General features: G+C 41.6%; 22 protein-coding genes. 11 read left to right on the forward strand and 11 right to left on the reverse strand.

Annotation, left to right across the window (positions count from 1 at the left end):
• Positions 1 to 72 precede the first annotated feature (72 nt).
• The 7 genes from ACLOAU_RS21085 (at position 73) to ACLOAU_RS21115 (ending at position 4710) form a co-directional block, all read left to right on the forward strand.
• Positions 73 to 999: an exonuclease/endonuclease/phosphatase family protein gene (locus tag ACLOAU_RS21085; RefSeq protein WP_427863882.1), complete on the forward strand. Its 927-nt coding sequence runs from the start codon at positions 73 to 75 to the stop codon at positions 997 to 999.
• A 153-nt stretch (positions 1000 to 1152) separates the two neighbouring features.
• Positions 1153 to 1563, forward strand: coding sequence for a hypothetical protein (locus tag ACLOAU_RS21090; protein ID WP_427863883.1), 411 nt, complete (start codon positions 1153 to 1155; stop codon positions 1561 to 1563).
• Positions 1564 to 1568: 5 nt separating this feature from the next.
• Positions 1569 to 2123 (forward strand): dihydrofolate reductase family protein, encoded by a 555-nt coding sequence (locus ACLOAU_RS21095; RefSeq protein WP_427863884.1) that lies wholly within the window; start codon positions 1569 to 1571, stop codon positions 2121 to 2123.
• A 93-nt stretch (positions 2124 to 2216) separates the two neighbouring features.
• Complete coding sequence (locus ACLOAU_RS21100; RefSeq protein WP_427863885.1) at positions 2217 to 3071, forward strand: VOC family protein; 855 nt, start codon at positions 2217 to 2219, stop codon at positions 3069 to 3071.
• Positions 3072 to 3105: 34 nt separating this feature from the next.
• Positions 3106 to 3579, forward strand: coding sequence for an SRPBCC family protein (locus ACLOAU_RS21105; protein ID WP_427863886.1), 474 nt, complete (start codon positions 3106 to 3108; stop codon positions 3577 to 3579).
• 26 nt (positions 3580 to 3605) lie between these two features.
• Positions 3606 to 4037, forward strand: coding sequence for a VOC family protein (locus ACLOAU_RS21110; RefSeq protein WP_427863887.1), 432 nt, complete (start codon positions 3606 to 3608; stop codon positions 4035 to 4037).
• A 127-nt stretch (positions 4038 to 4164) separates the two neighbouring features.
• Positions 4165 to 4710, forward strand: a complete 546-nt coding sequence (locus ACLOAU_RS21115) for a DinB family protein (protein ID WP_427863888.1) — start codon at positions 4165 to 4167, stop codon at positions 4708 to 4710.
• Positions 4711 to 4816: 106 nt separating this feature from the next.
• On the opposite strand, the gene ACLOAU_RS21120 is transcribed toward ACLOAU_RS21115, so the two are convergent.
• From ACLOAU_RS21120 to ACLOAU_RS21130, 3 genes are all read right to left on the reverse strand, one after another.
• A complete protein-coding gene (locus ACLOAU_RS21120) occupies positions 4817 to 5230 on the reverse strand; it encodes an OsmC family protein (protein WP_427863889.1) in 414 nt (137 codons plus the stop codon).
• Positions 5231 to 5397: 167 nt separating this feature from the next.
• Entirely contained in the window at positions 5398 to 6165 is a 768-nt protein-coding gene (locus ACLOAU_RS21125; protein ID WP_427863890.1) for an alpha/beta hydrolase, read from the reverse strand.
• A gap of 88 nt (positions 6166 to 6253) precedes the next feature.
• The gene (locus ACLOAU_RS21130; RefSeq protein ID WP_427863891.1) at positions 6254 to 6841 is read right to left on the reverse strand and encodes a Crp/Fnr family transcriptional regulator; all 588 of its coding nucleotides are present in this window, start codon (positions 6839 to 6841) and stop codon (positions 6254 to 6256) included.
• A gap of 317 nt (positions 6842 to 7158) precedes the next feature.
• Between ACLOAU_RS21130 and ACLOAU_RS21135 the strand changes: the two genes are divergently transcribed.
• Positions 7159 to 8916 (forward strand): DKNYY domain-containing protein, encoded by a 1758-nt coding sequence (locus ACLOAU_RS21135; RefSeq protein WP_427863892.1) that lies wholly within the window; start codon positions 7159 to 7161, stop codon positions 8914 to 8916.
• A gap of 138 nt (positions 8917 to 9054) precedes the next feature.
• On the opposite strand, the gene ACLOAU_RS21140 is transcribed toward ACLOAU_RS21135, so the two are convergent.
• Positions 9055 to 9933 carry an NmrA family NAD(P)-binding protein gene (locus ACLOAU_RS21140; protein WP_427863893.1) on the reverse strand — a complete coding sequence of 293 codons (879 nt, stop codon included), beginning with the start codon at positions 9931 to 9933 and terminating at the stop codon, positions 9055 to 9057.
• A gap of 94 nt (positions 9934 to 10027) precedes the next feature.
• Between ACLOAU_RS21140 and ACLOAU_RS21145 the strand changes: the two genes are divergently transcribed.
• From ACLOAU_RS21145 to ACLOAU_RS21155, 3 genes are read left to right on the forward strand one after another with little or no spacing between them, the layout of a single operon-like run.
• The gene (locus tag ACLOAU_RS21145; protein WP_427863894.1) at positions 10028 to 10390 is read left to right on the forward strand and encodes a winged helix-turn-helix transcriptional regulator; all 363 of its coding nucleotides are present in this window, start codon (positions 10028 to 10030) and stop codon (positions 10388 to 10390) included.
• A 55-nt stretch (positions 10391 to 10445) separates the two neighbouring features.
• A complete protein-coding gene (locus ACLOAU_RS21150) occupies positions 10446 to 10958 on the forward strand; it encodes a DUF1016 N-terminal domain-containing protein (RefSeq protein WP_427863895.1) in 513 nt (170 codons plus the stop codon).
• A gap of 18 nt (positions 10959 to 10976) precedes the next feature.
• Positions 10977 to 11483, forward strand: a complete 507-nt coding sequence (locus ACLOAU_RS21155; protein WP_427864308.1) for a PDDEXK nuclease domain-containing protein — start codon at positions 10977 to 10979, stop codon at positions 11481 to 11483.
• 145 nt (positions 11484 to 11628) lie between these two features.
• Here the strand turns inward: ACLOAU_RS21155 and ACLOAU_RS21160 are convergent, their stop codons facing one another.
• The 7 genes from ACLOAU_RS21160 to ACLOAU_RS21190 form a co-directional block, all read right to left on the reverse strand.
• The gene (locus tag ACLOAU_RS21160) at positions 11629 to 13926 is read right to left on the reverse strand and encodes a GH92 family glycosyl hydrolase (protein ID WP_427863896.1); all 2298 of its coding nucleotides are present in this window, start codon (positions 13924 to 13926) and stop codon (positions 11629 to 11631) included.
• A gap of 103 nt (positions 13927 to 14029) precedes the next feature.
• Positions 14030 to 14743: a basic secretory protein-like protein gene (locus ACLOAU_RS21165; protein ID WP_427863897.1), complete on the reverse strand. Its 714-nt coding sequence runs from the start codon at positions 14741 to 14743 to the stop codon at positions 14030 to 14032.
• Between the two features lie 79 nt (positions 14744 to 14822).
• Entirely contained in the window at positions 14823 to 17123 is a 2301-nt protein-coding gene (locus ACLOAU_RS21170; protein WP_427863898.1) for a GH92 family glycosyl hydrolase, read from the reverse strand.
• Positions 17124 to 17144: 21 nt separating this feature from the next.
• Positions 17145 to 18560: an alpha-L-fucosidase gene (locus ACLOAU_RS21175; RefSeq protein ID WP_427863899.1), complete on the reverse strand. Its 1416-nt coding sequence runs from the start codon at positions 18558 to 18560 to the stop codon at positions 17145 to 17147.
• A gap of 178 nt (positions 18561 to 18738) precedes the next feature.
• Positions 18739 to 20082, reverse strand: a complete 1344-nt coding sequence (locus ACLOAU_RS21180) for a hypothetical protein (protein ID WP_427863900.1) — start codon at positions 20080 to 20082, stop codon at positions 18739 to 18741.
• A 163-nt stretch (positions 20083 to 20245) separates the two neighbouring features.
• Entirely contained in the window at positions 20246 to 21199 is a 954-nt protein-coding gene (locus ACLOAU_RS21185; protein ID WP_427863901.1) for a BT_3987 domain-containing protein, read from the reverse strand.
• 28 nt (positions 21200 to 21227) lie between these two features.
• Positions 21228 to 23036 carry a RagB/SusD family nutrient uptake outer membrane protein gene (locus ACLOAU_RS21190; protein WP_427863902.1) on the reverse strand — a complete coding sequence of 603 codons (1809 nt, stop codon included), beginning with the start codon at positions 23034 to 23036 and terminating at the stop codon, positions 21228 to 21230.
• Positions 23037 to 23040 lie beyond the last annotated feature (4 nt).

The raw sequence follows: 23040 nt of genomic DNA on the forward strand, positions 1-23040 counted from the left end.
GTGGTTGTATGTGAACAAATATAACGTGGCTAACTAAAAAATGTTTAATTTTAAGAAGGAATTGTTAACTATATGAAGACCATCTGCAACTGGCTGATTTTCGTGCTTTGCTTTCTTTCCTGTGGAAAAGAAAAGCCCGGTAATACAGCTCAGCCCACAGGGCTGCTTAAAGACTACAACAAAGACATAATAATCGTCAACTGGAATATAGAATGGTTTGGTGATCCATCGGGATTTCAAGGCAACCTGAATGACCAGGAATCGAATGCGGCGAAAGTACTAAAGTATCTTGATGCAGATCTGTATGCCCTTTGTGAAATAGTGGATACTGCACGTTTTGGCCGCATGGTCAGGAATAACCTGGGGAATGATTTCAGGTATACTATTTCCTTTTTCACCAGCGGAGCACAAAAAATGGCCTTTGTCTATAATCGTCATATTTTCAGGGGTGTTTCAGTAAGGCCGTTTATGGGAATCAGCGCTCCAGCTTATTTTAATTTTGGAAACCGTTATCCTTACCTGCTTCAATCCGAAGTAACGGTTAATGGTACAAAGAAGGATATAAGCTTTATACTTATTCATGCCAAGGCTGATGATGAGCAGGCCAGCTATAACCGCAGATTGAATGGCGCCATAGAATTAAAAGACAGCCTGGACGCATACTACAGCGGAAAGCACTTTATGATCCTGGGCGATTTTAACGATAATTTTGATAAAAGTATTGTTCCCGGAAAACCATCACCTTACCAGAATTTTTTGAACGACCCGGCAAAGTATCACTCCATCACCCGGCCATTAAATATTCCGGGCAATCAATCTACGGTGGGATATGCCAATTCTGTAATAGATCAGCAAATTATTGGCAGCAGTATGAGTAATTGGTATATACCGGCTTCGGCGAGAATAAGAACAGACGTGATCAACGTTGTACCAGCCTATAGTTCTGGTAATACTTCCGACCATTACCCCGTAACATCTGTTTATAAAATACGCCCCTAGTTTATCATAACATTAATTTGTTAAAGATGTGGGTGGCATCCTATTTGTTTTCCGGATGGGAGGTTGAGCTGTCGTAAATCGCTTATAGTTTGTCGCTTTTCTACATCGGATGAGATGGAGTAGTATGATAAGTTTGTATCCAAAAACAGATATATGGAAAACCTTACTATTGAAAAAGATAAAAGCGTCATTGTTTACCAGGCTAGTTCGTTTCCTGATGGAATTATGGCCGCCTTTCAACAGCTGCATAGTAAAGTGCCGGATGCTTTTCAAAGAACTACTTACGGTATTTCAAGACCTGAAGGTAGTATGGACAACATTATTTATAAAGCAGCAGTAGATGAATTATATGAGGGGGAAGGCAAGTCGCTGGGATTGGACATCATGACTATACCGGCAGGCAATTACAGCAGCCTTACTATTCGCGATTTTATGAAGAATCCGCAGGCAATTGGATCAGCTTTCAAAGAATTATTACAAACGCCTGAGTTGGATCCTGAAGGTTTTTGCCTCGAAATCTATAAAAACGATCAGGAGGTGATCTGCGCTGTTCCCTTAAAATAAAAAATATGAGTAGCATATTTGTTTCGAACTGGATCACTTTGGATGGTATTTTTTCCGGTCCGGGCGGTGATACGGGTTGGTTTACCAGCGATGAGGAACTGATGCATTATAATTTAGAACGGTTGAATCGGGCGGATACGATCCTTATGGGTCGTACTACTTATGATTTAATGGCAGGCTATTGGCCCGGCACCCAGGCTCAACGAGATTTTGCCGGTGCGTATCGGTTTATGAACAAAAGCCGAAAGCATATTTTCTCCCGAACCCTGAAAGAGTCAGATTGGCACCGATGTATTTTTCACAATGAGATTAGCCAGGAAGTGATCAGCCATATCAAAGCCACCACCAATAAATACATTGTCATTTTGGGCAGTGGAGAATTGTCTATGCAGTTACATAAGCTGGGATTGATAGACGAATATCATGTCCTGCTGGATCCGCAAATAAAAGGTGAAGGACGAAGATTTTTTGATGATATGCATTTGTCGAAATTGAAGCTGGAAAACATCAAAAAATTTAAGTGTGGCGTTGCCTATTTACAGTACAAGGTTGTTAAATAATTGTAAGCAGCAGTTTTCTTGTCAAATGGCAAGAGATGACAAGAGTATTGCATACTAATTTTGAAAAGCGATTAATTACCATAAAGCAGTTATATGAATAATAAAATCTACCCCTGTATATGGCTTGATAAGAACGGTAAGGAAGCCGCCGGATACTATAAAAGTATTTTCCCGGATACACATATTGCCGAAGATAATGGCCTGGTGCAGATGCTCAGTATCAGCGGGCAAAACCTGATGTTATTAAGTGCTGGTCCGCAGTTTAAACCCAATGCGTCTATTTCCTTTTTAATTGCCAGTGAAAACGAGGAGGAAACGGTGCGACTGTTTAATGAATTGTCTGTAGGCGGCATTGTTTTGATGCCACTGGATAGCTACCCTTTTAGTACAAAATACGGATGGGTTCGCGATAAGTTTGGTGTTACCTGGCAATTGTATACAGGAGAAAAGGGCAATACAGACCAGTATTTTATTCCCACACTGATGTATGTTAACCAGCAAAACGGCCGTGCTAAAGAAGCGATAGAATTATATACAAGGATTTTTCCGGGTTCACAAACTGAAAGTGTTATGGAGTATGATGGACAGGAGGATACAAAGGGCAATGTACAACACGCCCAGTTTCATATTGATCATTTTACCATGGCTTGTATGGATAGCTCCATCCAGCACCAATTTAATTTTGACGAAGGTATTTCCCTGGTAGTCATTACTGCCGATCAACAGGAGACTGATTACTATTGGAATAACCTGGTACAAGAAGGTGGGAAAGAGAGCATGTGTGGGTGGCTGAAAGATAAGTTTGGTGTAAGCTGGCAGATCGTACCTCAAAAATTGATGATCCTGATGAACCAGGACGACAGGGAAAAAGCAAAGAAAGTTACCGATGCGCTAATGCAGATGCAAAAAATAGATATTGATAAATTAAGCGCTATCTCGGCAGCGTGAGGCGGCAAATTGGAAACCTTTAAACATATATATTATGAAAGACCTGAATTTCTCAATTGTCATAAGTGCCCCCGTTGAAAAAGTATGGGAAACGCTCTGGAATGACGATACCTACCGCAAGTGGACAGCTCCTTTTAATCCCGGGTCTTATATGGAAAGCGACTGGCAGGTGGGGGGTAAGACTTTGTTTTTGGATGCTGAGAGGAATGGCATGCTATCTACTATAAAAAGGCTCGAGCCCCCCGCACTTGTGGAATTTTCTCACTACGGAGAATTGAATAAAGGGGTAGAAGATACTACAAGCGAAAGGGTAAAAGCTTATGCCGGTGCTATTGAACGATATGAGTTGTTACCTGATGATAAAGGTACGCTGCTAAAAGTAAGGGTGCAAACTACTGACGAGTATGAGCAAATGATGAATGACGGGTTTACTAAGAGCTTGCAAGAGTTAAAACAGTTGGCCGAGCATACTGATAGTCCCGTAAATACAAAGCACGATTATAATTAACTTTTAAATATAAAAACTAATACTTTATGGCATTTAAATTAAATCCATACCTCAACTTTGATGGTAACGCAGAAGAAGCATTCAATTTCTATAAATCTGTTTTTGGTGGGGAATTTGCGGGTGGTATCATGAAAATGAGTAGTGCCCCCGGTACAGAAAATCTGCCTGATGATGAAAAAGAAAGGGTAATGCACGTATCATTACCACTGGATAACAACCAGACATTGATGGCTTCGGATATTGTTCCCTCTATGGGACATAAGCTAACACAGGGGAACAATGTGTATCTCTCTCTGCATCCCGATAATAAGGAAGAAGCTGATCAATTGTTTAACGCCCTGGCAGAAGGCGGTAAGGTGGAAATGCCTATGGAAGACCAGTTTTGGGGCGACTATTTCGGCTCACTGGTTGATAAATTTGGCATTGGCTGGATGGTTAACTATAACCCCAACTTTTAAGTATCCTGTTTATCAATCAGTAGCAATCTTATTCAACCAAAGCCTGCCGCATTGCTGTAGCAGGCTTTTTTGCTGGCATGTTTTTAGTTGCCATTTTAATAAAATACTCACCTATAAAACCTTTGTCATGTTTGATACTAAAGAAAAAGAACAGGTACTGGAGGCAAAAACACTTCAATTGGTAATTCCTCAGTACCGGATGCATACCCAGCTTTTTGACAACGTAATAGAGAATATCTCGGGTTTTGATGCTTTAAAAAGAGTAAATGATGTAACCAACCATTTTGTATGGATGGCCGGTAATATGGTCAATATACGTTACTGGCTGGCCAATATTCTGGGTGTAGAAGATAAAGATCCTAATGATGAATTGTTTAAAGACGCCAGGGCGTTAGATCCCAAAGCTAACTACCCTGAGTTGAGTGACCTTAAAGACCAATGGCATAAAGTGTCATCTCAATTGTACGACATGCTATATCGCGTAACAGATGAAGAGCTAGCTCAGCCTTATAATATAGGCATGGGCTTTGATTTTGTTGAAGAAAATAAGCTCAATATGGTAGGAATGTGTCTCGACCGGGAAAGCTATCTCCTCGGACAGATGGCATTAATGCGCAGGGCTTTGGGTTACGAAGGAATGAAGTATGATATGAACAAGGATATAAAATATTAAAAGAGTGTAGCATAACAAATACGGAATGGATAATATATTTCGGACAAATAGTAAAAAAACAAGAGGCATTTCGATCGAAATGCCTCTTGTTTTTTGTATCATTTACTTAAGACCAGGCTCCCCAGTCAACCGTTACTTCTATATCCGGATGAAGGCTTTTGGCTACAGGGCAGGTGTTACCTGTATTTTTTAGAATAGCGATTGTTTTCTCATCAATCGAAGCCAGGTTTTCAGGTATGTGAAATTTCAGATCAATACCACTTACACGGCGGGGTTCTGCAGCCATTTTTTTTAAAACTTCTACTCTTATATCATTAAGGTCAAAGTTCATGGTGCGTGCCTTAATACCCATTACAGTAACCATACAGGTGGCAAGGCTGGTTGCCATAAGGTCGGTTGGAGAAAATCTTTCACCTTTCCCGTTATTGTCAACCGGGGCATCTGTTTCGAAATTCGAGCCGCTCTTTAAGTGTGTACAGGTGGTGCGCAGGTCACCATTATAAATTACTTCCGATGTCATTTGTGAATTTTTGATAAAGATAGGGCTTTCGTATTTTTTTGAGGCCGGCGACGCTGCCAAGAGCGATGACGGGTAAGTTTAATATGTTGCCGCTCCGCACTCAATCGATGTTAGGGCGATGTGTTAGTTTACCTGTTACAATGAGTTGGTACATCTGCCCGGCGTTGCTATATAGATTTGATCCAGCTCAATACATAAGCGGCTACTTCTTCCCATCCTGCTTCACCGGCAATAAAATGGCTCCGGCCTTCAAAGTGTTTGTAGTTTACCCGGCTGTTGGGATCTTTATATTGTGCTGCAATTTTTTTAGTAAAGGAAGAAGCAAAGATCGTGTCGTTGCCACCGCCGATAAACAACAAAGGTACATGGGGTTTCGAAAAATCTACTTTGGCAAATGAACTTAATAAAGTGTCCCTGGCTATTTTGCGGCTTTCAGGAGTGGCTATGGTCTCATATAATCGATCACTTTCGGCTTTGGTGTAATTATTGAAAAAGTGACGATGATACCAATCTTTACTACCCATAAAGACGCTATTGCCTTTAAAAAGATTCACAACAGGCCATACAGCTTTTACCGTAGCCCATGGCGCTACAACATTTTTGGGAGGTGCACCATCTATACTGATACCGGCTATCGCTTTATTCATTTCTACCAATTTTTGCACTACCAGGCCGGCTAACGAGTGACCGATAACAATAGGTTTCTCTGGTAACCTGTCGATTAAGTTAACGATGTTGTCTACTACATCTTTGAAGCCGGTTTGCACCAATTGCGGATGAATGTTATTTCTTAAGTCAGCAGGGATGCCTTCATGACCCGGATTGGCGGGTGTATGTACTGTATAGCCTTGTGCTTCAAAATAGGTTTTCCAATCGGCCCAGCTAGTGTTGTTTACAAATAAACCATGGATCAGTACAATGTGCTTTGTGTTCATAACTTTAATTTTAGTTTTTTTGAATGATTTGATAACACAAAGCTCGCTTGCTAAAATCCCAAAAACTTTAACCAAGGTTAAAATCGTATTATTTGCCTAAAATTCTTTTTCGGATACGGCTCAGCGAGGGACCCTGTATACCCAGGTAGGAGGAAATATGATACAGTGGAATATTATTGAAAATATCGGGGTGGTTTTTAATGAGGTCGAGATATCGTTGTTCGGGTGATTTAAAAAGAAAGCTTTCCGTGCGTTCCATGGAGATATTGAAAGCTTCCTGGGCCAGCAACCTGCCAAATCTTTCCCATGCATGCGACTGTTGGTAGAGCTTCTGTAAATCTAAAAAATGAATACATAATACTTCGGCCTCTGTCATCGCTTGTGTATGATAGTCGCAGGGGATTTGTTGTATAAAGCTTTTAAATGAAACCACGAATTGGTTTCCCGAGTACAGGAATACGTTTTTATCCTCACCTGTTTTTTCATCAATTACATAAGAGCGAAAAACGCCCTGCTTCACAAAGCCAAGGTATTTACAAACCGACCGGTGCTCATTATAAAAATCCCATTTCTTAAATGTTTCATTTTTCCAGTAGGGAATTGATTTTTCAAATTCTTCTCCTGTTAAACCAGCGAACTGTTTGAAGGCGAATGCCAGTAATTCAAAATCTGTCATAGCAAAAAGTTTGGATGAGGGCGTTTTGTAAAGCTAAGCTGCTTTTTGTTAGAATGCAATGCTAGCTGCTGGTTTTTTATAACTTGATTTGTAAAAGAGCGAAAAATTAATAGGACAGGAGTTTTAGCCTCTTGCCTGGCAAGGCCTGTAGCGAATTGTAAATGGTTTTGTGATCTTCTGACAGGAAAGATAAATTTGCTCCGGTGGTATAATATATCCGGAAAGAGTGTTAACGAATTCTATTGGGGAACAACCGGCGCAAATTTCCAGTAAAGATCTGCTTGAGTAGATATGCCAGCGGGTTAAATTGTTATTAAATGATCTTCTTATACAAATTTCGATATCTGATTTATACATTGGTGGTTCTGGCATTAGTGTTTTCCATTGTTCTTTTTGGCACGATACGCTCATCATCAGAAACTACCTATGAATTTGAGAAAAGGGCGAAATCTTTAAATGGTGTTTTTGCCACCGATCAGGGCAAAGTTTATGCAATGGTGCCCAGCAACGGCTACTACGAATTAGAACATGCCCGGGCCGAAGCTTTTAAGGTACTACCTGATAACTTTGGAGATGCGCATATAGGTTATGATGACAGGCATGTGTATGCTGGTAATCTTATTGTGAAAGACATTAATCCTGCAGGTATTCGCGCACTGGGCAATAATTACTACACTGATGGTACTGGCAGCTTTTATTGCAACAGGCATTCTGAGCGTAATAGAGAGCTGGGGATTTTAAAAGAAGTAATCCAATTAATAGGATATAACTGGGGGCTGACCGGTAAGCCTCAAACCTATTGGTACAAATATGTGCCACTACCGCGAGATGGGGGCACCTATGAATCCAGGCTTAGCTACGCTATGGCTGTGAATGAAAAGCAGGTTTATTTTAAGGGAGCAGTATTGCCTGACGCCAACCCGCTCAACATGCAGCCGATTTTTGAGCGAAGGCATGGCCAGAGAGAACGCGAAAGCCTGGAGTACTTTACTGACGGTAAACATGTCTATTATGAAAGCCAACTGTTGCCTTTATCTTACAATGAAACCTTGTACCAGCCGCTTATTGAGGGTGATGTGCCTTCAAGAAATGCATACCTGGTAGATGAAAAGAACGGAATGGTATATGCAGACGGTCTTGCCTTTGATCAAGATAAAGCGCCCTACCGGATATTAACGGCACAATTGAAACATGCGAACCAGGTGTTGTTTGCAGCGAAGGATGGAATTTACTTTTATGATGCTGAGGCTAAGAAAGTCAGGCGTGCCGGTTCCAATCCATTTAAAGATACTTTTGAAGAAATAGCGCCCGATGTATTCAAAAGCGGCAATAAAATCTATTACCTGCGGGAGACTGAGCATTGGGGACATAAAACCGGCCTGCAGAGTCGGGGTACACACTTGCTGGAATTGGAAGGAGTGGAAGCGTCTGCACTGTATCCCATTGGTGATACGTCAAGTCGGTACAACAATGTATGGCAATTCGGAAACCGCTATTTTTATTTTGATGGACCAGGTAGCTCAAACGGGATGTCGGACGCTGTGTATGAAATAAAAGATCCGGCTTTGGCGCAAAAAATTACGCAATCCAAAAATTGGCGGACGGATGATATCCTGGCGCTACACCGGTCCGGACAAATTGTAGCCACAACCGGCAACCAGTTGCTCACCGCTACTACCGGGTATAAAAACAACGACCGGGCATTGGCTTACTGGGTCGTTGGGACTGGTATTGTCCTGGCTTTGTTGTTGATGTACCTATTAAGAAATAAGACCATGCCGCCATTTGTGATTAAAAATGGCTGGTTGATTGTTAACAACCTGTCCTTTAAGCGATACCTTGTAACAGATATTGATAAAGTTATTTTTCGAATCGTAAAGTCCAATCCCCGGGCAGCAGGCTTTAGTGGCAGAATGCAGGTGGTTAAACGTAACGGGAGGACCAGTCGTAATTATTTATTTGCAACCAAAATTACCTTATCGCCTGAAACGGAGGCTAATCTTAAACTGTACATAGAAAAGTTACAGGCGCAGCTAAGCGCACAGGGAGTTAAGAGCGAATTGGCTGTACGATAATAAATGCTGCCTTGTTTCGGTTGCAGCAAAGCGAAAAGAGGAATCTCCTCAATTAAGTGATTCCTCTTTTATCGAATAGTTATAGGTCCGGTATCTGCATCCCGTCACCAACTTTTTTAAAAACGAATATCTGTATAACTAGAAAGCAGCAGCATATTCTTTGGCAAAGTCTTCCAGTTTGATAGTACCGGTTACCGGCGCTCCTGTTTGTATGAAATCCTGCTGAATAGCTCCATTTCTTATAGCTGCTCCCATGGAAGTGTACAAGCCGGCTATTTCTTCAGGAACTCCGGCCTGCACTATACCTTGTAACGCTTCTTCATCGGTAAAAGCCACCCAAGGCAGTTCCGGTTTGCCAATTGCTGCTCCAAATGTAGAAGCCAAATCTGCTGCAGGGCGATAGTCGCTTACAATATAGCGTACTTTGTTACCTGTGGCTGTTTGCTGCAGCTCTTCAGCCGTCGCTGCTGCAATATCTGCCGGGTGCACCAGGGGTATCAAAGCAGTTGCCGGGAAATTAGAACCTATGATGCCGGCATTTTTGATCAATGGTATATCATTGTAATAGTTCGTATAAAAATAACCCGCGCGCAGGAAGGTTACAGAAACGTCTTCGAGTTGGCTATAGATCTGCTCAATATGGTACAGGCCTTCAATAGGGCCCGTGCCACCAGGCACATCAGCTCCAATACTACTTAGCATTACTACTTTTCTAACGCCGGAAGCAGTAATAGCTGCTGCAAATGCTTTACCTGCGTTAGTGGTGTTTTCAATGATATGACTGCCGCCCAGGTTAGGAGGCGTCATGGCAAAAATGGCGTCTGCTCCTGAAAAAGCTGCAGTAAGAAAATTGCTATCGCTCACCAAACCTATGGCGGCCTTGGCGCCTAATGCTTCAATATCAGCTTTACGTTCAATATTGCTGCTAATAGCGGTTACTTCATGTCCGGCACCGGTAAGTATGGGAATTAAGTTTTTACCGATATTTCCTAAAGATCCTGTTACTGTAATTTTCATCTGTCTATTTTTTTAGAATTAATTTTTTTGTTTGACAGGACAAAGGTAGTTTTGTACTTACTTTTATACAAGTACTTACCCTAAAGTATGTATCATGACAGCAGTAAAGAAAACATCTACTATACAGGAGAATAAACAGATCGCACTGGATCTTTGCCCCGTAACCTATGTTATGGAAAAGATTGGAGGTTACTGGAAGCCCATCATCCTTTACCATCTATCCAAACAGTCTAAACGATACAGCGAGGTGAAGCGGGCTATCCCTGCTATTACCGAGAAGGTATTGATACAGCACCTGAAGCAGCTGGAAGAAGACGGACTGGTAATCAGGGAATCGAAGCCGGTGGTGCCGCCTTTTGTTACTTACAGCCTGAGTACTTCGGGCAAGGGATTAATACCTGTGATCAATGCCATGGCCAAGTGGGCCATTAAGGAAAGGCAGGGCGCGTTTATATAGTGATGGTGATCATTTACAGAACTATTCTAATAATATAAAAGCTAAAATTCATCCAATGGATCATTCAGTACAAAATAATCCACTTTTTACAAGCATCAGGCAACTGATTGAGGATAGTAAACAGCAAGTGGCTGTGGCCGTAAATGCTACAATGAGTATGCTGTATTGGAAAATTGGCACCGCTATAAACAAAGAATTGAAGAAGTTTGAGGGCGAAAAAAATTATGGTAAGCAAATTGTCGCTACACTTTGGCGACACTTACAAAGTGAATATGGAACGTCATTTTCGGAGAAAAATCTAAGAAGGATGATGCAATTTGCAGACGTTTTTCCTGATGAAAAGATTGTCGTATCACTGATACGACAATTGAGTTGGACACATATCATTGTAATTATTCCTATTGAAAATCCATTGAAACGAGAGTTTTATATAGAAATGTGCAGGTTGGAAAAATGGAGTGTAAGGACATTCAGAGAACGCATTCAATCTATGTTATATGAACGAACAGCCATAAGTAAAAAGCCCGAAAAGACTATAGAATATGATTTAGAGCTATTGAAATCTTAGCAGCAGCTCTCGCATGATCTGGTTTTCCGAGATCCTTACATCCTCGATTTCTTAGGATTAAATGATATGTATTCAGAAAAAGATCTGGAAACCTCTATCATTGTTGAATTACAACGCTTTATTATTGAATTGGGAAGCGATTTTGCTTTTATGAGCCGGCAAAAGCGAATCACTATAGACAACCGGGACTATTATATTGATCTGTTATTCTATCACCGGAGGCTAAAATGCCTGGTAGCTATCGATCTTAAATTAGGCGAATTTGAAGCCGGTTTTAAAGGCCAAATGGAGTTGTATCTGCGCTATCTTCAAAAAAATGAACAAATAGAAGGGGAGAACAATCCAATTGGATTAATCCTTTGCACAGGTAAAAATGAAGAGCACATCGAATTAATGCAATTAGAGCAAGCTAATATAAAAGTAGCGGAATACTTAACCTTGTTACCGTCACCTGAAATATTGAAAGAGAAATTACATAGGGCGGTAGCCATTGCAACCTCTAAAAAAGATGATCAGGATCGATGATGTTCGGCAAGACGCCTGACAAAGATGACATTACACTAACAGATACAATTTCGCCGTATTAAGTTTAAGAGTGTCAGAGTGAATTCTCCCGTATGAAAAAAGCGTGATAAAGTTAATCATCACGCTTTTTGGGGAAATCGATAAATTACTTAGTGGGCTTTGCCGACATATAAAACACCAGCTCTCCGCCTTCTATTAGCTTACTATGATCAATAGTTGTTCCTTTTACAGGAACACCATTAAAAGTAACTTTGGATACATATACGTTTTTGTCCGATTGGTTCCGGGCATCTACCGTTAGTGTATTGCCATTCTCCAAACGGATCACCGCTTTTCTCACAGCCGGGCTTCCCAGCTGGTAGGTTTCGCTACCGGGGGCAAAAGGGTAGAAGCCTAATGCGGTAAAGATATACCAGGCACTCATTTGCCCGCAGTCATCATTACCACCTAAACCATCAATAGCAGCCTTGTATTGCTTTTTGAGGATCATGCGTACGCGTTCCTGTGTTTTCCAGGGCTGACTGGTAAAATTGTACAGATAGGCCACATGGTGCGAAGGCTCATTGCCATGTACATAATTACCAATGATCCCTTCCCTGGTGATATCTTCTGTATGTGCAAAAAACTCGTCCGGTAAATGCATAGTAAACAATGAATCTAAATGTGGAAGGAACTTTTTATCGCCACCCATTGCGTCGATCATACCTTTGGGATCATGAGGCACAAATAGGCTGAAGTTCCAGGCATTGCCTTCGATAAAACCCTGGCCATGGGTAGAAAGTATATCAAATTCTTTTTTAAAGCTGCCGTTACTGAACTTAGGTCGCATATAGCCAATGGAGGCATCATACACATTTTTCCAGTTTTGTGATCTTTTGATAAAGGTTTCATACACATCATTCCTGCCCAGCTTTTGAGCCGCCATAGCAATGCTCCAGTCGTCAAATGCGTATTCGAGGGTGGTAGAAACAGAGTTGCCGCGTTTATCATCAGGTATGTAGCCGAGGCGGATATAATCTTCCAGTCCATCGTAATATTTTACGTTGGCTGTAGCAATACAGGCATCCAGTGCTTTATTATAATCAAACCCTTTGACACCTTTAACTATGGCGTCAGCTATTACCGGTACGGCATGATAACCACTCATACACCAGTTTTCATTGGCATAATGACTCCATACCGGTAACATTTTATGCGCACTTTGCTGCTGGTGCGCCAGCATGCTTTGTATCATATCGCTGTTACGTTGGGGTTGTACCAGGTTGAAGAACGGATGAAGTGTTCTGTATGTATCCCAAAGCGAAAATGTGGTATAATTGGTGAAGTTATTGGTGGTATGAACGTTCTGGTCTAATCCTTTATATTGGCCATTGAGATCACTATAAACAGTAGGGCCGAGGAAAGTATGATACATTGCCGTGTAAAAATTGGTCATATCATCTTTATTCAAGGTCTCAACCTGTATCTTACTCAGCTCCTGGTTCCATTGCTGCTGGCCTTTTGCTTTAATGGCCGCAAAGTCCCATGAAGGCGTTTCGGTACGAAGATTTTCCAACGCGTTCACCGTACTAACAGGGGATAACGCAAATTTTATGTTTATTTTTTCATCCTGCTCAGTTTTAAAATTAAAATAGGCCCGAAGGTTTTGACCGATCATTTCAGGGAAATTCTGGGTTACATTAAACCGGCGCCAGAAGCCCTGGTATACCTGTTTCTTAAATTGAGCATACCCATAGCTTTGAATAGGCTTTGAGAAGGTCATGGCGAAATACACGATACGTGTTTTAGCCCATCCGTGAGTTTGCTTATAACCAGTAATTAATGTATCGTTCTCCACCCTTACAAAAGTCCAGGTGTTTTTATCATCATAATTATAAATGCCGTGCATCAGATCCAGGATGATATGTGCATCGTCTGACTTGGGAAAAGTATACTGGTGAACGCCGACACGGGTGGTGGTGGTCATTTCGGCCAGGATATTATGATCGTCGAGTTTTACCTTGTAATAGTTAGGTTCGGCTACTTCGTTGCTATGGCTAAACCGGCTCCTGTAGCCCGTTTCAGGCTTGTCTGCTGTTCCAGGATTTAACTGCAATGTGCCGGTAGTAGGCATGATCAGGAAATCGCCCAGGTCAGAATGGCCTGTTCCGCTAAAATGGGTATGGCTGAATCCTACGATGGTCGGATCATCATACTGATATCCCGCGCAATAACGATAAGCGGTGCCGGTGTACTTGCCATCAGGACCCGCATACGGAATAGTATCTGTATCGGGACTCAACTGTACGGCGCCAAAAGGAACCGTAGCTCCCGGATAGGTATGCCCCATTTTTGCGGTGCCAATCAGTGGGTTTACATATTGGATCAGGTTACTGTTTTGTGCCTGCAATACACCCCCTATTAAAAGACAGGCGGTTGAAAATTTGAATGCTTTGTAACTCATTGTTATTTATTTCGGAAATACTTATTTATAATTATTGAAGATATCACAGATATGTTTCCTTGAAAGATAAAAGTATTTCCCTACAATGTTCTCTTTTTGATATTTAAATGGCTGGATTTTTTTTGTAAAGATCCCAAAGCTCGTCCACCGTTTTGCCGGTTTCTTTCGCCCAGAAATCCTGGGTATATGTTTTGGTCCGCATCGCATGGTCCAGTTTCTGTACCATTTTTTTACTATAGTTTTTTTCAATCCATACAAAGAACCTCGCGGTTACCCTGTAGGCATTGGTGTAATGATGCTTATCTGTCAATGCCGGCAGGCTCCAGTTGGACGCAGGATTGTTCACGCCCAGCTTGTAACGAACATAGTCTGCAACGCCTTCTGTAACCCAGCCTGGACCAGCTCCACCCGGGTATCCCTGTACTATATGCATTGCTTCATGTGTTACCACATCCAGGTCCTCCGGGTTTTTAATCATCCATTCAGGATTTACTTTAATCACACCACCTGAAGCTGCAGCTACAGCAGTATATTCAGGATCTATTACAAATGTAACCAGCTTCCGGGTGTTCTTGTTGTAAAGCTTTGCTTCCTGCGGATATACTTTAAAAAACGTTTCAATCATACGATCGCCTGTTTTTGGATCGAACTTCCCGGATTTATTAATAAAAACGATGGTGAATTTTTTTCTTTTGATTGTGTCATTACTGATAGCACCGGCTACATCAACATCTTCCCAGCTTCTTTTTTGAGCCTGAACATTGTTGCTAGCGGCTATCATAGCTATGAAGCTTATGCCTGCGATTATTTTTTTCATCTGTTGTAGTGTTTTGTGTATGATTGTACCAACAGCCTGGATTGGGCTGCCGGTATTTATTATTGTTTGGATGGTATGATTATTTTGATTGAGGATCTGTTGATAAAGAGTAAGGGAAATCGGCATCTTTAGTTCCCTTAGTTTTATTAGGCGTACTGCTCATGGAAAAGTCCAGTTTAGCACCTTTCTGCAGATCAAAATGGCTGATCCAGTTTTTTGTATAGTTAGTGCCGTTGAACTTCAACGAATTTACATAACGATTATTCCTGTTATTGTTGTTAGACGTTATCACCACCTGCTTACCATTTTCCAGGGTAACTGTGACTTTGTCGAATAATGGAGCGCCCAAAACATATTGATCGGTAGCAGGGCATACCGGGTAAAAGCCCATAGCCGAAAATACGTACCAGGCAGAGGTTTGGCCGTTGTCTTCATCACCGCAATAGCCATCAGGAGTAGAGAAATACAGTTTATCCATTACCTCGCGGCTCCAGTATTGTGTTTTCCATGGTTCGCCGGCGTAATTATATAAATAGATCATATGCTGAATGGGTTGATTGCCATGAGCATATTGCCCCATATTCATGATCTGCATTTCCCTGATCTCATGTATAACGCCGCCATAATAAGAATCGTCGAAAGTAGGCGGCATAATGAATACGGAATCTAACATGGTAATGAAGTCTTTTTTGCCACCCATCAATTGCATCAACCCATTAATGTCGTGGAAAACGCTCCAGGAGTAATGCCAGCTGTTGCCCTCAGTAAATGCATCACCCCATTTTTGAGGATTGAAGGGTTTTTGAAACTGGCCGTCTTTATTTTTGCCACGCATTAGTTTGTGCTCTGGGTCAAACAGGTTTTTGTAGTTGAGGCTACGTTTTTTATACAGCTCTATTTCTTCTTTAGGACGGTTGAGCGCCTTTGCCAGCTGATAGATAGAGAAATCATCATAAGCATATTCTAAGGTACGGGCTGCATTTTCATTAATGCCTACATCGTAGGGCACATAACCCAGTTCGTTATAATATTGAACACCTTTTCTTCCTACAGCAGTTATCGGGCCTTCATTGTTAGCGCCATGCTGTAAGGCTTTGTAAAGGGTTTGTATATTGTAACCTCGACCGCCTTTTATATATGCGTCGGAAACAACTGAGGCGGAGTTATTGCCAATCATAATATCGGCATAACCGGGGCTGCTCCATTCGGGCAGGAAGCCACCTTCTTTATAATCGTTGATCAGGCCCTCCTGCATTTCTTTATTGATAGAAGGAAAGGCGAAGTTTAGGAAGGGGTAGAGTGCACGAAATGTGTCCCAGAAACCGGTACCGGCAAACATATAACCGGGTAATACTTCACCAGTGTAAGGACTGTAATGCATTATTTTTCCTTTGGCATCAATTTCATATAGTTTGTTGGGGAAGAACACCATCCTGTATAAGCAGGAGTAGAAAGTGCGTAACTGATCAGTATTCTTGCTTTCAGCTTTAATAGTGCCCAGTGTTTTGTTCCATGTACTGCGACCTGCTGCTGCAACCTGGTCGAAGTTCCTGTTGCCAATTTCTTTCAGGTTGATTTCAGCCTGTTCCTGGCTGATAAAAGATGATGCTACTTTGGCCTGTATTTTTTCGCCTCTTTTAGAAACGGAAAAGCCAACGATGGCACCGCTGTTTTTTTGTTCCAGCAATTTTAAGGCTCCTCTTGTAATGTCTTTGTCCACCCATGTTCCTGTGCTGGTAAAGGGCCGGTCGAACTGGATTATAAAATAGTTTTTAAAGTTCTTCAATTTACCCCGTGCATATTTGGTGGTATAACCAATGATTTTATTTTGCGAGGGAATGATTTCTACATAAGACTCCTTGTCAAAGGCATCAATTACTACAAAAGCACTGTCTGTTTTAGGGAAAGTGAAGCGGAAGTAAGCGGCTCTTTCGGTAGGCGTAATTTCAGTAGTTACATCATGATCTGCCAGGTAAACGCTATAGTAGTACGGCTTCGCAATTTCTGCCTTATGCGAAAACCAGCTGGCTCTTCCATCCTGGTCTGCCACAGCTTTGCCGGTAACAGGCATTATGGAAAACATACCATAATCGTTCATCCATGGAGAAGGCTGATGGGTTTGTTTAAATCCTCTTATTTTATCAGAGGCATAAGTGTATTGCCAGCCGTTACCATTAGTGCCGGTTTGAGGTGTCCATAAATTCATACCCCAGGGTAAACCGATGGCGGGATAAGTATTACCGTTAGAAAGGCTTCCTTTTGAATCAGTACCCATTAATGGATTAACGTAGTCGACCAGTTCTGTTGGATAACTATTGCTCTGTGCCAGCGCGTATAGCGAAAACATACAGGATATAAGAGGAAGCAGGATTTTTTTCATTTTATTTTGATTTCTTGGGAACTAAATTTTTTCATTATAAATGCCAACTTCAGCAATAGACACTTGTTGGCGCGCATTCAGGATATGTATCCTGATCTTCGAACCTTTTACCGGAGGGAAACGATGTACTTTAACGTTTTTAGTGATATTGCCGTTTACTACCGTTGTCCAGCTACCGTTTGAAAAGTACTCAATACGATATTGACTGATGTTGGAATGCGATTCTGTAATAGATATGGAATTGAAAGATGTGATATTTTTCAGATCGATTTCGTACCAGGGATTTTTTACTGTAGGATTAGATACCCATGATGTGGTATAACGGTCATCGTTGGCAAAATCCATTATGTTCATGTCATCGCTCCAGCTGGAATTGCTGGGTTTTCTCGTAGCCAGGTTATGCGAAATAATAGGCGCATCTAATGTGGGCAGGGTAGCAACAGCACCTTTATTGCTCCATAACTGGCCTACTTCTTTCAAAGACGCCAAAGCATTGGCATCTATCAATCCGTCCTTATTGGGAGCTACATTTAAGATAAAATTACAGTTGGCATTATTAAGTGGAATAATTAAATCGTTCACCAGTTTTGAAGGTTCTTTTACTGGTGTGGTGGGGAAATCGTCTTTCCAGAACCAGGAAGAATTAACAGGCAGACAAGCTAATGCAGGCATCCTGTTTTTATCTTCCTGTACTTTTTGCCCGGCGCCCATTTCGTAGGTTTTGATATCCGTATAAAACATTCCTTCAGCCGGATACTTGGCTCCGTTAAGATCCATTACCAGGCAATCGGGTTGTAGCTTTTTTATAAGCAGGTATACCTCTTCAAACGGTATATCGTCATAACTGATTCTTGACCACGGCGCATCCCACCCATCAATAATCAATGCTTCGATTTTACCGTACCTGGTCAATAACTCGGTGACCTGGTCTTTAACCATTTTAATATGAGTGGGTGTGATAGAATTAGGCCTTAGCTGATGATGGGTATCTAAAATAGAGTAGTATAGCATCACTTTTAATCCTGCTTTCCTGAATGCTTCAGTAAATTCTTTTACTACATCCCGCTTTAGCGGGCTGTTCATTACATTATAAGGGGTAGTCTTGGTATCCCATATACTAAAGCCGCTATGGTGTTTGGTGGTAAGACAACCATAGCTCATATTGGCGCTTTTTGCTGCCTGAGCCCACTGGTTACAGTCGAGTTTTGCTGGATTGAACAGGGAAGGAGAGGCCTCCGGGTCGGCCCAATCCTGGTTCATGTAAGTAGGAATATTGAAATGTATAAACATTCCAAATCTTAAATCAACAAAAGCCTGCTGCAAAGACGGTAATTTGGCATTAATAACTTTTAATTGGGCCGATGCGGTCTGTACAGTTTGTAAAATAATGCAGGCGACCACTAGTAAAGTGGATATATTTTTTTTTAAGCTGGTCATTACAAAATATGTTTAATCATACTGTTTGGTTGCTGTCAATTATTGTTGCTGGCAATATCCGCATTCGTTGTGCTATTAGAAATGAGTAACCGTATCTATCAATAGCTAAAAATATAAATAGTTCTCCGGTTTTGTACCTAATAAATTTTGAACCAATTGTTAATGCACATTTAATGGTTTATTTCTTCAATAAGATCCATTCACTTAACTGCATGTCAGCATCACCTGCGGTTTCTATAATACGCAGCCGGTAATATTTATAGGCTACGGTATTAATAAAATCAAAGATTTTGATTTCGTTACGGTAGGTAAATAGCTGGTTGGTTTTGCGGTCCAATACCGTCCAGTTCAATTTGTTCTGTGAGCCTTCTAATACCCATGTTTTGGGATCTCTGGCCGGCGCATCATTTCCTGAAGTAAGTATATAGGCATTTGATACCACAGGATCGGTGGGTATTTGCAAGGCAAAGAACCCGGGCTTAAAGCCTTTTATTAAAAATTTACTGTTGTTATCCAGGTCCGTCAGCTTAGACGAACCTTCCGTGCCGTTGGGTCCGTTTTCGTTTTCTTTACTGACTTCCAATAAGGCTTGTTTTGAAATAATAGTACCATATGTTAAGTCGGCTTTATAGGTAACTCCGCTGAAATCTTTTTTTGCTCTTTCAAATTGGGGCCACCAATCCGCCCCCGATCTGTCTTTGTTTCCAAAAGCCATTTGCGCACGAATGGAGAGATCAACACCCGAAGCGCCACTCCAAAAATGAACAAATTCACCCATAGTCATTCTTCTTGCATAGGTTGATATGCCATTGGCTCCTGATCTTTTGGGGAAATGTGCAGCCAGCAGTTCAAAAAAACGGTTTAAAACTTTCACTTTACCATATTGTTCGTAAATAGGAAAAAACCAATTTCTGAACCAGGAGGTATTGGACCGGGGATAAGCGTCTGTTTTTTCCATACACTCATCAAATACTCTTTTTTGAATGTCTGTTCTTCCCAGGTAATTGTAAATATCGTACACGTAAATTTCAGCCCATTTGCTATCTCCCCAGATATCGAATGCCGGCGATTCTCTTATGCCTTTTGATGCGCCCTCCACAATATGTGAGATCTCGTGTATGGTAGCACTTAGTTCCCAGTCTGTCTGGTTCGTCCAGGCATTAGCTCCTGCACCCAGGTCAATGACATTCCGGAAATCATGTCGTGATGCCAGGTAGGTGCCCGGGTGTCCGCCACCGTATTTGTTGGTATGAAAGATAGCGAATAAACGGTTGGTAGTGTCACTGTTTCCAAAGCTGCCATATTCTTTTTTGGTATAGGCCCATGCGCTATCTACCAGGCCAAAGAGCCAGCTGGTTTTTTCACGGCTCACATCATCATCAAAATAAACGGCTACGTTATTATTAAAGTGTACCCTTTTTATCAGTTGCCGGTGATCGAACCAATGTTCCTGCCAGTTATAGGGAGGATAAAAGGATGAGTCTTTAGAAGGTTTGGATAAGGTAGAGGGTTGGGCATTCACTACATTTTTTTGGCAGGCCAAGGTGAAACTCCAAATTGTAAGTATTAATACGCGAAGCAAGTTGTGTAATTTGTTTTTCATTGCCGGAGAAATAAAGAAATAGCCGATGTTCTGACGCGCATTACACCGGCTATATTAAAGTGTTAAAGATAATTGTTGTATGTTATTTGAACGTAATTAACCTCCATTCGGCCAATTGAAACAGGCCTCCTATTGCATTTGCTCTTAATGCAGAAATGGAGAGGCGATAGTATTTATAAGCTGTCTCATTAGGAAACTCAAAGAATTCCGTTTGGCCTCTGGCTGCAAACATAAAACCGGTTCTTGTATCCAAAACAGTCCAGCTGTTTCCGTCATTCGAACCCTGTATCTGCCAGTCTTTTGGATCTCTTTCAGACGCATCGCCACCCGAAGTTAACCTGTAACCGCCAACTACTTTTGCATCTACAAATGTCAGCTGAGCCCAGAATCCGGCGGGGAATGTATGAAGTAGAAACTTGCTGGCGGCGTTATTATCCACCAGTTTGGGAGAAGCTTCATTAGCACCCGATCCATCTCTGTGTTCCTGGGAAACCGTCAGTTTGGCCAGATCAGTAATATCTGTTTCTTTACGAACGATATTCTCTAATCTGAAATAAGTCGTCTGTAAATTAGAAGAGACTTTAGCGCCGGCCGGGGCTTCCAGCCTGATTGGTAGCATATACTTAAGGCCTCTGCTCAATTTATTAGAAAGAATAGAAATAGTCAATGGGACAGAAGTTGTTTTGCCCGCTTTAATCAGTGTATTGAGGCTTGATATAGTATAAGCGTCTTCAGGAAAGGGCAGATAACTAGTTCCATTGGCCTGGTTGAAAGCTGCAATAAGATTCTTTTGTACCGTAAATGAAACCGGGATATCGCTATCGGGAAATCCCAAGCCGCTATAAGCTGCACCAAACGCGATGGTTTGAGCGGTGTCGGCGAGGAAAAGATTAAATTTTGCTTTCTCCTCGGTAGCTGTTGCCATATATAAAGTGCCTTCGCTGTCAATTTTAATTTCATCCGGCTTATTACAGGCACTTAACAATGTGCCGGCGATAAGGATAGCGAGGCTTAGTTTTTTTATATTCATTTTCATTGCTTCGAATTTTTAAAAATTGAGAAATCTACCATCCTGTGTTTTGTACCAATAGTTCGTTCTTCAGTACTTCGTTATTAGGAATGGGCCATAGATAATCTCTTGGTAAAAACTTCCTTACTTCCAGCAGGGTTCTGGTGTAAAATGCATCACCGCTTGCTTGCAGGTTCATCCCGTAAAACTCGCCTGAATTGGTTTGTTCGGCTATTTTCCAACGACGGGTATCAAAATACCGTACACTTTCAAATGCCAATTCAATTCTTCTTTCTTTACGGATGGCTTCGCGTACGGCCGCCTGCCCTGTAGGCGCCTCTAATTCAGCACTTCCGTATTCTGGTATGCCTGCTCTTTTCCTGATCAGGTTTACATATTTAAGGATATCGGCGTTGCCAGGCTCTGATTCGTTCAATGCTTCGGCATAATTCAAGTAAATATTAGCCAGGCGTAGTAATAATGCACCACGGTTATTTCCATTACCTACTGTGTTTTTACGAACAATATATCCTGTGGGGGTTACATCAGAAAGGCTTTGCACACGGCCCGAATTGCCGTTATATTCCATAATGGTAATAACCTGTGTACTGCTACCTTGCTGAAACAGCCAGTAGCTTCTATTGTAGGTTACACCCACATAGAAACGAGGTTCGCGCCCTACCCACTGGTTAAAAGTGTTTCTGGCCTGTACATCAAATGGCGCCTGGAAACTTGAGAAGCCTGCTGAGACATAACCTGAATTGGGGTCGGTAATCGATCGGCCGTTGGCGGTAAAATAAGCATCCACCATTGTTTGGGTTACCCCGTTGGCGCCACCACCCTGGGTAGCTCCTATGAAACCCACATGTTTAGGGGTGCGGTCGTACTCCATGTTGTTGGGAGACATAGAGCGTGCGAAAATCCATTCAGGATTCCAGTCCTGGGTTACCGCATTTCTGGTAGAGAGATAAGCCTGCATAAAGGCATTGGCGTTGGGTTGAACGAAAAGGTCATACACGGTAGGTACGAATTCATTGATAAATTCTCTATGTGCATCAGCCGCTATTTTCCATTTGTTGGCATCATTGCTTTGACTGATCAATTGTTTACCATCTGCATTTTTCAAAGAAGCGTATTGAGTATTGCCATTAAACAAAGGGCTTGCTGCCAGTAATAAAGTTTCAGCTTTATAGGCCTTCACAATTCCTTTGGTCATTCGTCCCGATTCTCTTGCATCTGTAGGTTTTACAGGTAAATCTGTGTATGCCTTATCAAATTCTGAAACAATAAAGTTTACACATTCATCAAAGCTGTTACGGGGTAGCTTTAATGTGCTTAAATCTGCTTCAAAGTCAAGTAATTGATCGCCGAGGATAATTACCGGACCATATATCCTTATTAATTGAAAGTAGTAATAGGCTCTCAACGCTCTTGCCTCAGCAATATAGCGGGTAATAATAACCGCATCTATTTCTGCAGGATCTGTTTTTTGCGCATTTTGCATAAAATAGGTGGCGTTTCTGATAGCCCGGTAATATTCTCTCCAATAATGAGCTACCTGGCCATTGGTGTTGGCCCATACGCTCGAGTTCATATTATTGGCATAGTTAAAATCCCAGGTGTATTTTGCTTCATCAGAGGCGGCTATCCACGGACCGGAATTGGTGGTATTTACAAATCGCTGCTGATGTTCGTTAGGAAGGGCCGCATAGATATTCGCTAAAAAGTTCTCTGTTCGGCTTTTTGATTTCCATATCTCCTCTGCAGTTAAAATATTATCAGGGATCTGGTCGAGGTATTTACTACAGGAGATGGTAGTAAACAGTACTGATACCACCAGGGTGTATATAAGTGACTTTTTCATTATT

Origin of the sequence: Paraniabella aurantiaca (assembly GCF_050309965.1) — a bacterium.
Lineage (GTDB): Bacteria > Bacteroidota > Bacteroidia > Chitinophagales > Chitinophagaceae > Niabella.